Source organism: Microbacterium bandirmense (assembly GCF_037204185.1).
GTDB lineage: Bacteria > Actinomycetota > Actinomycetes > Actinomycetales > Microbacteriaceae > Microbacterium > Microbacterium bandirmense.
Genome location: NZ_JBBDGM010000001.1, coordinates 1 through 11,279 on the forward strand (window position 1 = coordinate 1; position 11,279 = coordinate 11,279).

Here is an 11,279-nt window from a genome sequence, read left to right on the forward strand (position 1 = left end):
GTAAAATGGCCACCCAAGGTTGGGTGGCCATTTTGCGTTTACAGCTACATAGCGATCACAGCTACACAGGGAGTCAGAATGTCAGATGAGCGGGACCGCCGGAACGACGGCGATGGAGCGCGCGACCGACGTTCTGAGTCCGATCGCAAGCCACGCTACTCGGACTCCGCTTCGCGCCGGCCGCGCCGCGACGACAAGCGGGGCGGCACAGGTGAGCGTCATCAGGGTGCAGGCGATCGCCGCCAGGGTGACCGTCCCTACCGCGGTGATCGCGCCCAGTCTGGTGAGCGTCGCCCGTATGGTGACCGTGCCCAGTCTGGTGAGCGTCGCCCGTACGGCGACCGTAACCAGTCTGGTGAGCGCCGTCAGGGCGACCGCCCGTACCGCGGTGACCGCAGCCAGTCCGGTGAGCGCCGTCCCTATGGTGACCGCGGCCAGTCCGGTGAGCGCCGTCCTTACGGCGACCGTAACCAGTCCGGTGAGCGCCGTCCCTATGGTGACCGCGGCCAGTCCGGTGAGCGCCGTCCCTATGGTGACCGCGGCCAGTCCGGTGAGCGTCGTCCGTATGGTGACCGTAACCAGTCCGGCGACCGTCGTCAGTCTGACGACCGCCCGTATCGCGGCGACCGCAGTCAGTCGGGTGAGCGTCGTCCGTACGGTGACCGTAATCAGTCGGGTGAGCGTCGTCCTGATCGCGAGAAGGACTCGTACCGGGATCAGCCGCGCGGCGGGGCCGACCGACCGCGCAACGAATTCGCACCTGTCCGCGAGCGCGTGCCCGAGCCTGAGATCCCTGTCGAGATCACGCCGAAGGACCTGCACCCCGCAGCCCGCAATGAGCTCAAGACCCTGAGCAAGGAGAACGCCGAGCAGGTCGCCCGCCACCTCGCGATGGTCGCCCGCCTGGTCGACGACGATCCTGAGCGCGCTCACGAGCACGCACTTGCAGCGTCCCGCCGCGCCGGCCGCGTCGCCGTCGTCCGCGAAACCCTTGCGATCACGGCGTATGGCGTCGGCGACTTCTCCCTCGCCCTGCGCGAGTTGCGCACCTACCGGCGCATCTCGGGCAAGGACGACCAGATCGCCCTGATCGTCGACAGCGAGCGCGGCGTCGGCCGTCCCGATCGTGCCCTCGAGGAGGGGCGCAGCGTCGACCGTGCCGCACTGGTGCCGGCCGTGCGCGTCGCGCTGGCCATCGCCATGTCGGGTGCCCGGCTTGATCGCGGTGAGACAGAGCTGGCGCTCGGCGAGCTCGAGATCCCCGAACTCGACCCGGACCGCGCATTCGAGTGGAGCCCCGCGCTGTTCTCGGCGCGCGCCGCCGTGCTCGAGGACCTCGGACGCACGGATGAAGCCGCCTTCTGGACTCAGCGCGCCGACGTTGCGGCATCCGCACTCGGCCTCGACGGTGCGTTCGACGAGATCTACGTCGAGGACGGCATGCTCGAGGATCACGAACTCGAGGATCACGAACTCGAGGATCACAACGGCGAGGACTCCGACGCTTCCGCCGCGCCCGACTCCGCCGAGCAGCCCGACTCCGACGCCGGTTCCGACTCCGACGCCAGTTCCGAGTCCGACCTCACCTCCGACTCCGACGCCACCTCCGACCCCGACGAGGAGCCCGAGCACTGATGGCACTGTTCCGCCGCGCTGCGCCGGCGCGCACTCCGCTGACCGATCGCGACGCGCTGCTCGCCGACCTGGATGGCGTGGTCTACGCCGGTCCTGGCGCGCTCCCGTACGCGGTCGAGAACCTCAACCGCGCCGGTGAGTCGATGCGGCTGGGGTACATCACCAACAACGCCTCGCGCACTGATGCCGACGTCGCCGCCCATCTCACGGACCTCGGTCTGACGGTCGCCCCCCACGAGGTGGTCACCAGTCCGCAGGCGGCGATGCGTCTGCTGGCTACGATGGTGCCCGCGCCGGCGACGATCCTCATCGTCGGGGGAGAGGGACTCGAGGTCGAGGCGCTGAAGGCCGGCTACACCGTCACCCGCAGCGCCCACGACGACCCCGCAGCCGTGGTGCAGGGCTTCGCCCCCCACGTGGCCTGGACCGACCTCGCCGAGGCTGCCTTCGCGCTGAAGGTCCCGGAGGAGGAGGGCGGGATCCCGTGGATCTCGACCAACACCGACTGGACGATCCCGCGCGAGCGTGGCGTCGCACCGGGCAACGGCACGCTGGTCTCGGCGGTGCACACGGCCATCGGCCGACTCTCGACGGTCGCGGGTAAACCCGAGCGCCCCATCTTCGACGAGGCCGTGGCGCGCTACGGCGCGCAGAACCCGCTCTTCCTCGGTGACCGCCTCGATACCGACATCGCCGGTGCCGTGCGCGCGGGCATCGACTCGGCTCTGGTGCTGACGGGCATCGACAGGCCCAAGCACGTGCTCGCTGCACCGCAGGGGTCACGGCCCGACTACATCCTCGCCGACCTGCGCGACCTGCACGGGCCGTACCCGCAGACGGTGGAGAAGGACGGTGTGTTCTCGGTGAACGGCGCCGCCGTGCGCGTCGTCGACGCCGACGTGCAGATCGTCGCGCAGGGCGAGCAGCAGATCGACCTGCTGCGCGCCGGAGCCGCGGCCATCTGGGCCACGGGGCGGGCGATCTATGCGTTCCGCGTGCCCGAGCAGCTCTACGCCGACCCGTTCCACCGCCCCTGATCTGCTCCACGCGCTCCACGACGACCTCCTTTCCACAGGTCAGGGGCGTCGCCGGTGTCGTCGACGGCGAGCGGGATACAGTGGTCGGATGGAGCACACGCGAGACGAGCCGACCGACGCGCTCTGGAGCAGACTGCGCCTCATCGAGGGGCAGCCGCTCGCAGATCGTGCTGACGCGTACGGCACGCTCCACGACGACCTCATGAAACGGCTGGAGAGCGCCCCGCGCGGCGTTCCGCACGGTGACGCCTCCCCGGAGCCGCGATGACCCGGCTCGACGCCGCGCTTGCGGCGCGAGGACTCGCGCGGTCGCGCACACATGCGGCATCCCTGATCGCGGATGGACTCGTGAAGGTCGACGGACGCTCGGTCGTCAAGGCCTCCACGCCGGTCGGCGACGACACCGAGCTCGCGGTCGACGGCGGCGATCACTACGTCAGTCGCGGTGCCCACAAGCTGATCGCGGCGCTCGACGGCTTCGGCGTCGATGCCGCGGGTCGCCTCGCCCTCGACATGGGCGCATCGACGGGCGGGTTCTCACAGGTGCTCCTCGAACGCGGCGCCCGCCGGGTGCTCGCCGTCGACGTCGGGCACGGCCAGCTCTCACCGAGGATCGCCGATGACCCCGCCGTCGTCGCGGTGGAGGGATTCAACGTCCGCCACATGACCGCACAGACCCTCGCGGATGCCACGGGCGAGCGCTCCCGGCCCGATCTCGTCGTCGGCGACCTGTCCTTCATCTCCCTCTCACTGGTGCTGCCCGCCGTCGCCGAGACCGCGGCTCCGCACGCCGACATCCTGCTGCTGGTCAAGCCGCAGTTCGAGGTCGGACGCACGGCCGTGCGCGGGGGCCTCGTGACCAGTCCGGCGGCCCGCATCGACGCGGTCGAGCGAACCCTGTGGAGCGCTCACGACGCCGGTCTCGGCACCCTGGGCATCCTGCCCTCACCGCTGCTCGGAACGCACGGCAACGCCGAGTACCTGGTGCGCCTCGCATCCGGCCGCGGCACGGATCCGTCACAATGGACAGAGCAGATCGAACACCTGGCAGGAGGACGATGAACGAGCGCCGCATCCTGGTCGTCGCCCATGCCAAACGGGAGGACACGGTCGCAGCGGCCCTGCGCGTCGTCGATGCCCTGCGCGATTCCGGCGCCATGCCCGTACTGCCCGACCCCGACCGCTCGGAACTCGCCGAGGTCGACGCCCGCTTCGCGGACGTTCCGCTGCTGGGCGTCGACGTGGCGGAAGCTGATCTCGAGCTCGCAATCGTGCTCGGCGGTGACGGCACGATTCTGCGTGCCGCCGAACTGGTGCGCGAGTCGGGGGCTCCCGTGCTCGGCATCAACATGGGGCACGTCGGCTTCCTCGCCGAGATCGACCGCGACGACATGGATGCCGCGGTGCACCGCGTGATCGACCGCGACTACGAGGTCGAGGAGCGGCTCGCGCTGTCGGTGCGGGTCAAGGATGCCGCGGGCGACGTCGTCTACGACACCTGGGCGCTCAACGAGGCCACCGTCGAGAAGGCGAGTCGCGAGCGCATGATCGAGGTGGTGGTCGAGATCGACGGCCGCCCCCTGTCGAGCTACGGATGCGACGGCATGGTGGTCTCCACCCCGACCGGCTCCACCGCCTACAACTTCTCCGCCGGGGGACCGGTGATCTGGCCCACCGTCGAGGCCATCGCCGTCGTGCCTCTCTCAGCACACGCCCTGTTCGCCAAGCCGCTGGTGGTCGGCCCCGAGGCCTCCGTCGCGATCGAGATGCTCGACCGCACCGATGGCACGGGCATCCTCTGGTGCGATGGGCGCCGCTCGCACGATCTCCCGCCCGGCGCGCGCGTCGTCGTTCGCCGCTCCACGCAGCCGGTGCGGCTGGCGCGACTGCATCCGACGGCGTTCACGAACCGGCTGGTGCGCAAGTTCCAGCTTCCGGTGGCCGGATGGCGGGGCGCGTCATGATCGACGAGATGCGCATCCGCGGACTTGGCGTCATCGACGACGCCGTGCTGCCGCTCGGGCCTGGATTCACCGCCGTGACCGGCGAGACCGGCGCCGGCAAGACCATGGTCGTCACCGGGCTCGGACTGCTGCTCGGCGCGCGCGCCGACACCTCGGCGATCCGGGCAGGCGCCGCACAGGCATCCGTCGCCGGTGTGTGGATGGTGCCGCCGCAGGGCGCCGTCGCCGACATCGTCACCGATGCGGGCGGCGAGCTGGAGCCGGCCGGCGAGGCCGGCGCCGAGCTGTACGTGTCGCGCACGCTCAGCGCCGAGGGCCGCAGCCGCGCCAGCGTCGGCGGTCGGCCGGCACCCGCCGCGGTGCTCTCCTCGCTCGCCGAGGAGCTCGTGGTGGTGCACGGTCAGTCCGAGCAGCTGCGGCTGCGGTCCGCGGCCGCGCAGCGTGACGCGCTCGACCGCTTCGGCGGGCAGCCGGTCGCCGAGGCCGTCGCCGAATACGCCGAGCGGTTCCGTGAATGGCGCGAGCTGGATGCCGAGATCACCGAACTGACCTCGAACCGCGACCGCCGTGCAGCTGAGGCTGCACAGCTGCGTGAGCAGCTCGCCGAGATCGAGCAGATCGAGCCCGTCGAGGGTGAGGACACCGAGCTGAACGAGCGCGCCGAGCGGCTCGCCAACTCCGAGGAGCTGCGGCTGGCGGCATCCGTCGCGCGCTCCGCGCTCTCGAGCGAGGAGGGCGAGACCGACGTGTCGGCGCTGCTCGCCGAGGCGCGACGCGCCCTCGAGCGTGCCGCCGACCCGCAGCTCGCCGGAATCGCCGAGGGCATCACCGACCTCGGCTATCGCGCCGCCGATCTCGCATTGCAGCTGTCGGGCTATCTGGCAGACCTCGACGAGTCCGGTCCGCACGAGCTCGCGGCGGTCGAGGAGCGTCGGGCCGCGATCGGCGCGCTGATCCGCCAGCACGGTTCGCTCGACACCGCGCTGGAGCTGTGGCGCACCGGCTCGCTGCGGCTCGCCGAGCTCGACGACGACGGCGACCGCATCGAGCGGCTCACCGCCGACGCCGAGCGCGCCCGCGCTGAACTCGATGCCGCGGCCGCGGCGCTGACCGCGGTGCGCACAGAGGCCGCGGGCCGCCTCTCGGATGCTGTCACCGATGAGCTGCACGCGCTGGCCATGCCGGATGCCCGGTTCGAGGTGCGCGTCTCGCCGGGCGCGGAGTCCGGCCACGGACACGACGACGTCGCGCTGCTGCTGGCGCCGCACCCCGGCGCCGAGCCGCGCTCGGTGTCGCGCGGCGCATCGGGTGGTGAGCTCTCGCGCGTCATGCTTGCCATCGAGGTGGTCATCGCCGGCACCGACCCGGTGCCGACTTTCGTCTTCGACGAGGTGGATGCCGGGATCGGCGGCGCCGCGGCGATCGAGGTCGGCCGGCGGCTGGCGCAGCTGGCCCGCACCTCGCAGGTGATCGCCGTCACGCACCTGGCGCAGGTCGCCGCGTTCGCGACCAATCACCTGTCGGTCGTGAAGTCGAACGACGGCGCCGTGACCGCCTCGAGCGTCACCAGGCTCGACGGCGACCACAGGGAGGCCGAGATGGCCCGGCTGCTCTCCGGCCTCACCGATTCCGACGCCGCCCTCACCCACGCCCGCGAACTGCTGAGCCTCGGCTCGAGCCCGACCTGATAGGATAAAAGCCCGTGATGAACTCTTCTCAAGCGGGACCCCAGAACGACACCACATCCACCACGAAGCACATCTTCGTGACAGGCGGTGTCGTTTCGTCTTTGGGTAAGGGACTCACCGCCGCGAGCCTCGGCAACCTGCTCACCGCCCGCGGTCTGCGCGTCGTGATGCAGAAGCTCGATCCGTACCTGAACGTCGATCCGGGCACCATGAACCCCTTCGAGCACGGCGAGGTGTTCGTCACCGATGACGGGGCCGAGACCGATCTCGACATCGGCCACTACGAGCGCTTCCTCGGCATCGACCTGTCGCGGTCGGCGAACGTCACCACCGGGCAGATCTACTCGCAGGTCATCGCCAAGGAGCGCCGCGGCGACTACCTCGGCGCCACGGTGCAGGTGATCCCGCACATCACCGATGAGATCAAGCGGCGCATGCGCCTGCAGGCCACCGAGGATCCGCGCCCCGATGTGATCATCACCGAGGTCGGCGGCACCGTCGGAGACATCGAGTCGCAGCCGTTCCTCGAGGCCGCCCGTCAGCTGCGCCATGAGCTCGGCCGCGACAGCGTGTTCTTCGTGCACGTGTCGCTGGTGCCGTTCATGGGCGCCTCCGGCGAGCAGAAGACCAAGCCGACCCAGCACTCGGTCGCCGCCCTGCGTCAGGTCGGCATCCAGCCCGACGCGCTCGTGCTGCGCAGCGACCGCCCGGTGAGCGAGAGCAACCGCAACAAGATCGCCCTGATGTGCGACGTCGACAACGAGGGCGTCGTGAACACCGTCGACCTGCCCAGCATCTACGACATCCCGTCGACGCTGAACGAGCAGGGTCTCGACTCGTACATCATCCGCCGCCTGGGCATGGACGCGCGCGCCGGCGAGGTCGACTGGACCCGCTGGAACCGCGTGCTGCACGCCGTGCACAACCCCAAGCTCGAGGTGACGATCGGCCTGGTCGGCAAGTACATCGACCTGCCCGACGCCTACCTGTCTGTGACCGAGGCGCTGAAGGCAGGCGGCTTCGCGCAGGAGACCAAGGTCAATGTGCGCTGGGTGCCGTCCGACTCCTGCGAGACCCCGGAGGGCGCCGCCAAGGCGCTGGGCGACCTCGACGCGATCTGCGTGCCCGGCGGCTTCGGCATCCGCGGCATCGAGGGCAAGGTCGGTGCGCTGCGCTTCGCGCGCGAGCAGGGCATCCCCGCCCTGGGCCTGTGCCTTGGCCTGCAGATGATGGTCGTCGAATACGCCCGCCACGTGGCGGGCATCGACGGCGCCTCGTCGACCGAATTCGACCCCGAGACCGCCGAGCCGGTCATCGCCACCATGGCCGAGCAGGTCGAGATCCTCGATGGCGGCGACCTCGGCGGCACCATGCGCCTGGGGCTGTACGAGGCAGCACTCGCCGAGGGCTCGCTCGCGCGCGAGCTGTACGGCTCGCCGACGGCATCCGAGCGCCACCGTCACCGCTACGAGGTCAACAACGCCTACCGCGCGCGCCTCGCCGAGGCGGGCCTGTCGTTCTCGGGACTGAACCCCGACCTCGACCTCGTCGAGTACGTCGAGCTGCCCCGCGACGTGCACCCGTTCTACATCGCCACCCAGGCGCACCCCGAGCTGCGCTCGCGCCCGACCGAGCCGCACCCGCTGTTCCGCGGACTGGTCGGAGCAGCCATCGAGCGTCACCGCTCCAGCGAGCTGTTCAGCGAAGATGAGTAGTCACCTGCGCGACGAATCGTTCGAGCCGGAAGTGCTCAGCAGCGACCTCGTCTACAAGGGCTGGGTCTGGGATGTGCGCTCGGACCGGGTCGCGTACGGCGACGGTGAGATCACCCGCGAGTACGTCGCGCACACCGGCGCCGTCGCGATCGTCGCCCTCGACGACCAGGACAGGGTGCTGCTGATCCAGCAGTACCGGCATCCGATCCGCCACCGCGACTGGGAGCTGCCCGCAGGGCTGCTCGACGTGCCGGGGGAGGAGCCGATACTCGCCGCGCAGCGCGAGCTCGCCGAGGAGGCCGACATCACCGCCGCGCACTGGGAGCACCTGGTGTCGTCGTGGACGACGCCGGGCGGCAACGACGAGATGATCCACGTGTTCCTCGCGACGGGCATCTCGGCGACCGAGGCGGCGCACGCCCGTGAAGCCGAGGAGGCGGATATCCGCATCGAGTGGGTGCCGCTGAGCGAGGCAGCGGATGCCGTGCTCGCCGGGCGGATGCACAACGGCATCCTCTCGATCGGCGTGCTCGCCGCAGAACGGCGTCTGCGCGACGCGCGCTGACATGCAGCTCGAGCGCGCACTCGACGCCTACCTGAGGCACGTCACGATCGAGCGCGGCCTGTCGGAGCACACGATCGCGGCGTACCGTCGCGATCTCGGCGGATACCTGGAATGGCTGGATGCCCGCGGCATCACGAGCACGGACGCCGTCACAGCGACCGTCGTCGGCGAGTTCATCGCCGAGCGGTCGGCGGCCGAGCCGCCGCCGGCGGCGACCAGCCTCGCCAGGCTGCAGTCGGCGGTGCGCGGCTGGCACCGCTTCCTCGCGAGGGAGGGCATCGCACAGGACGACCCCTCCGCGCGGCTGCGGCCGCCGAAGACCCCGCAGCGGCTTCCGAAGGCGCTGACGATCGACCAGGTCGAGCGGCTGCTGTCGGCGCCCTCGCCGGACGAACCCGTCGGCATCCGCGATCGTGCGCTGCTCGAACTGCTGTACGCCACCGGGGCGCGTGTCTCGGAGGTGGTGTCGCTCGACGTCGACGACCTCGCCCACGGCGACGTGCTGCGCCTGCGCGGCAAGGGCGACAAGGAGCGCATCGTGCCGGTCGGCTCGTACGCCAGGGCGGCGGTCGACGCCTATCTCACCCGTGTGCGCCCCGGTCTTGCGGCCGCGGGACGGGCCACCGCGCGGCTGTTCCTCGGTGTGCGCGGCGCCCCGCTGTCACGTCAGAGCGCGTGGCTGATCATCAAGGCGGCCGCCGAGAAGGCGCAGATCACCGCAGAGGTGTCACCGCACACGCTGCGGCACTCGTTCGCAACCCACCTGCTGCAGGGCGGAGCCGACGTGCGCGTCGTGCAGGAACTGCTCGGGCACGCCTCGGTGGCGACCACCCAGATCTACACGCACGTGTCGGTCGACACCCTGCGCGACGTGTACGCCACATCGCATCCCCGGGCCCGCTGACCCCGCATCCCGCGTGCCGGGCGGAGCGGCCGGTGCCGTGCCGCTACAATCGACCAAGCATGGAAAGGGCGGAAACGGTGACGGAGAAGGCGACGAAGTCCAGGTCGAAGACCACGAAGGGGAACGACATCCCCCTCGGCCCGACCGGTCGCCCCTATCAGGGGTTCCCGACGCCGGCGCCCCTCGACAGCCACGGACCGGCCCGCATCATCGCCCTGTGCAACCAGAAGGGCGGCGTCGGCAAGACGACGACCTCGATCAATCTCGCCGCCGCCCTCGCCGAGTACGGCCGCAAGGTGCTCGCCGTCGACTTCGACCCTCAGGGCGCGCTGTCGGCCGGCCTCGGCATCCCCACCCACGACGTCCCGACGGTCTACGACCTGCTGCTGGACACCAAGCGCGACCCGCGTGACGTGATCGTGGCATCCGCCGTCGAGAACCTCGACGTGCTGCCGGCGAACATCGACCTGTCGGCCGCCGAGGTGCACCTCGTCAACGAGGTCGCCCGTGAGACGATCCTCTCGCGTGTGCTGCGCCAGGTCTCCGGCGACTACGACGTCATCCTCATCGACTGCCAGCCCTCGCTCGGGCTGCTCACGGTGAACGCCCTCACGGCCGCACACGGCGTGCTGATCCCGCTGGAGTGCGAGTTCTTCGCCCTGCGCGGTGTGGCCCTGCTGATCGAGACCATCGACAAGGTGCGCGACCGGCTCAACCCCGCGATCACCCTGGACGGCCTGCTGGCGACCATGTACGACCCGCGCACGCTGCACTCCCGCGAGGTGCTGGAGCGCGTCGTCGAGGCATTCGGCGACGATGTGCTCGAGACTGTGATCGGTCGCACCGTGAAGTTCCCCGACGCCTCGGTGTCGGGGGTGCCCATCACCGAGTTCGCGCCCGAGCACGCCGCAGCCCAAGCGTACCTGAGATTGGCGCGGGAGCTGGTAGCCCGTGGTTCCGTCGCCTGAGGTCGAGCCCACAGAGAGCGGGTTCCGCATCTCGCTGTCGAACTTCGACGGACCGTTCGACCTGCTGCTGAACCTCATCTCGAAGCACGAGCTCGACATCACCGAGGTGTCGCTGAGCAAGGTGACTAACGAGTTCATCTCGTACCTGAAGGAACTCGACGGAGACGACGAGCTCGACCAGGCATCGGAGTTCCTGGTCGTCGCGGCCACGCTGCTGGACATGAAGGTCGCGGGTCTGCTGCCTCAGGGCGAACTCGTCGACGCCGAGTCGGTCGCGCTGCTCGAGGCGCGCGATCTGCTGTTCGCCCGGCTGCTGCAGTACCGGGCATTCAAAGAGGTGTCCGCCTGGTTCGCGCGCTGCCTGCAGCGCGAGGACCGCAGGCACGTGCGCGCCGTGCCACTCGATGAGAAGCACCGCCGAAAGACGCCGGAGCTGGTCTGGTCGCTGTCGGCCGACGACTTCGCAGCCCTGGCGATGCTCGCGTTCGCGCCGAAGCAGATCCCGACCGTCGGGGTCGATCACCTGCACGCCCCGCTCGTCAGCATCCGAGAGCAGGCCGCCGTCGTCGTCACCCTGCTGCGCAGCACCGAGTCACTGACCTTCCGAGAGCTCGTCTCGGGCATCGCCGAGCCGGGCATCGTCGTCGCGCGATTCATCTCGGTGCTCGAGCTGTACCGCCACGCCGCACTGTCGTTCGAGCAGCTCGAGCCGCTCGGCGAGCTGACGCTGAGATGGTCAGCGGAGAGCTGGTCAGACGAACAGCTGGCGACGCTCGGAGCCGACTATGACAGGTGAGCAGAAC

Annotated in this window: 12 protein-coding genes; 11 read left to right on the forward strand and 1 reads right to left on the reverse strand. The window is 70.2% G+C overall.

Annotation, left to right across the window (positions count from 1 at the left end):
* Positions 1–81: 81 nt before the first annotated feature.
* On the reverse strand, positions 82–822 hold the full coding sequence (locus WDU99_RS00005) for a hypothetical protein (protein ID WP_337330380.1): 741 nt from the start codon (positions 820–822) through the stop codon (positions 82–84).
* On the opposite strand from WDU99_RS00005, the gene WDU99_RS00010 reads away from it, so the two are divergent.
* The 11 genes from WDU99_RS00010 (at position 775) to WDU99_RS00060 (ending at position 11,272) form a co-directional block, all read left to right on the forward strand.
* On the forward strand, positions 775–1,635 hold the full coding sequence (locus WDU99_RS00010) for a hypothetical protein (RefSeq protein WP_337330381.1): 861 nt from the start codon (positions 775–777) through the stop codon (positions 1,633–1,635). The genes WDU99_RS00005 and WDU99_RS00010 overlap by 48 nt on opposite strands.
* Positions 1,635–2,672: an HAD-IIA family hydrolase gene (locus WDU99_RS00015; protein WP_337330382.1), complete on the forward strand. Its 1,038-nt coding sequence runs from the start codon at positions 1,635–1,637 to the stop codon at positions 2,670–2,672. The genes WDU99_RS00010 and WDU99_RS00015 overlap by 1 nt, the downstream gene beginning before the upstream one ends.
* A gap of 88 nt (positions 2,673–2,760) precedes the next feature.
* Positions 2,761–2,940: a hypothetical protein gene (locus WDU99_RS00020; RefSeq protein WP_337330383.1), complete on the forward strand. Its 180-nt coding sequence runs from the start codon at positions 2,761–2,763 to the stop codon at positions 2,938–2,940.
* Positions 2,937–3,734, forward strand: coding sequence for a TlyA family RNA methyltransferase (locus tag WDU99_RS00025; protein WP_337330384.1), 798 nt, complete (start codon positions 2,937–2,939; stop codon positions 3,732–3,734). Before WDU99_RS00020 ends, WDU99_RS00025 begins: the two co-directional genes overlap by 4 nt.
* A complete protein-coding gene (locus tag WDU99_RS00030; RefSeq protein ID WP_337330385.1) occupies positions 3,731–4,636 on the forward strand; it encodes an NAD kinase in 906 nt (301 codons plus the stop codon). Before WDU99_RS00025 ends, WDU99_RS00030 begins: the two co-directional genes overlap by 4 nt.
* Positions 4,633–6,324 carry a DNA repair protein RecN gene (gene recN / locus WDU99_RS00035; RefSeq protein ID WP_337330386.1) on the forward strand — a complete coding sequence of 564 codons (1,692 nt, stop codon included), beginning with the start codon at positions 4,633–4,635 and terminating at the stop codon, positions 6,322–6,324. The genes WDU99_RS00030 and recN overlap by 4 nt, the downstream gene beginning before the upstream one ends.
* A gap of 17 nt (positions 6,325–6,341) precedes the next feature.
* A complete protein-coding gene (locus tag WDU99_RS00040) occupies positions 6,342–8,039 on the forward strand; it encodes a CTP synthase (RefSeq protein ID WP_337330387.1) in 1,698 nt (565 codons plus the stop codon).
* Positions 8,032–8,604 carry an NUDIX hydrolase gene (locus WDU99_RS00045; protein ID WP_337330388.1) on the forward strand — a complete coding sequence of 191 codons (573 nt, stop codon included), beginning with the start codon at positions 8,032–8,034 and terminating at the stop codon, positions 8,602–8,604. The genes WDU99_RS00040 and WDU99_RS00045 overlap by 8 nt, the downstream gene beginning before the upstream one ends.
* 1 nt (position 8,605) lies before the next feature.
* Positions 8,606–9,508, forward strand: coding sequence for a site-specific tyrosine recombinase XerD (gene xerD, locus WDU99_RS00050; RefSeq protein ID WP_337330389.1), 903 nt, complete (start codon positions 8,606–8,608; stop codon positions 9,506–9,508).
* Positions 9,509–9,567: 59 nt separating this feature from the next.
* Complete coding sequence (locus WDU99_RS00055; protein ID WP_337330390.1) at positions 9,568–10,476, forward strand: ParA family protein; 909 nt, start codon at positions 9,568–9,570, stop codon at positions 10,474–10,476.
* Positions 10,460–11,272, forward strand: a complete 813-nt coding sequence (locus WDU99_RS00060; protein ID WP_337330391.1) for a segregation and condensation protein A — start codon at positions 10,460–10,462, stop codon at positions 11,270–11,272. Before WDU99_RS00055 ends, WDU99_RS00060 begins: the two co-directional genes overlap by 17 nt.
* The last annotated feature ends 7 nt before the right edge of the window (positions 11,273–11,279 follow it).

Bases quoted from the DNA above. Each gene is read 5' to 3' on its own strand.
- WDU99_RS00015 (WP_337330382.1), top strand. From the start codon at position 1,635: ATGGCACTGTTCCGCCGCGCTGCGCCGGCGCGCACTCCGCTGACCGAT.
- WDU99_RS00020 (WP_337330383.1), top strand. From the start codon at position 2,761: ATGGAGCACACGCGAGACGAGCCGACCGACGCGCTCTGGAGCAGACTG.
- WDU99_RS00025 (WP_337330384.1), top strand. From the start codon at position 2,937: ATGACCCGGCTCGACGCCGCGCTTGCGGCGCGAGGACTCGCGCGGTCG.
- WDU99_RS00030 (WP_337330385.1), top strand. From the start codon at position 3,731: ATGAACGAGCGCCGCATCCTGGTCGTCGCCCATGCCAAACGGGAGGAC.
- recN (WP_337330386.1), top strand. From the start codon at position 4,633: ATGATCGACGAGATGCGCATCCGCGGACTTGGCGTCATCGACGACGCC.
- WDU99_RS00040 (WP_337330387.1), top strand. From the start codon at position 6,342: ATGAACTCTTCTCAAGCGGGACCCCAGAACGACACCACATCCACCACG.
- WDU99_RS00045 (WP_337330388.1), top strand. From the start codon at position 8,032: ATGAGTAGTCACCTGCGCGACGAATCGTTCGAGCCGGAAGTGCTCAGC.
- xerD (WP_337330389.1), top strand. From the start codon at position 8,606: ATGCAGCTCGAGCGCGCACTCGACGCCTACCTGAGGCACGTCACGATC.
- WDU99_RS00055 (WP_337330390.1), top strand. From the start codon at position 9,568: ATGGAAAGGGCGGAAACGGTGACGGAGAAGGCGACGAAGTCCAGGTCG.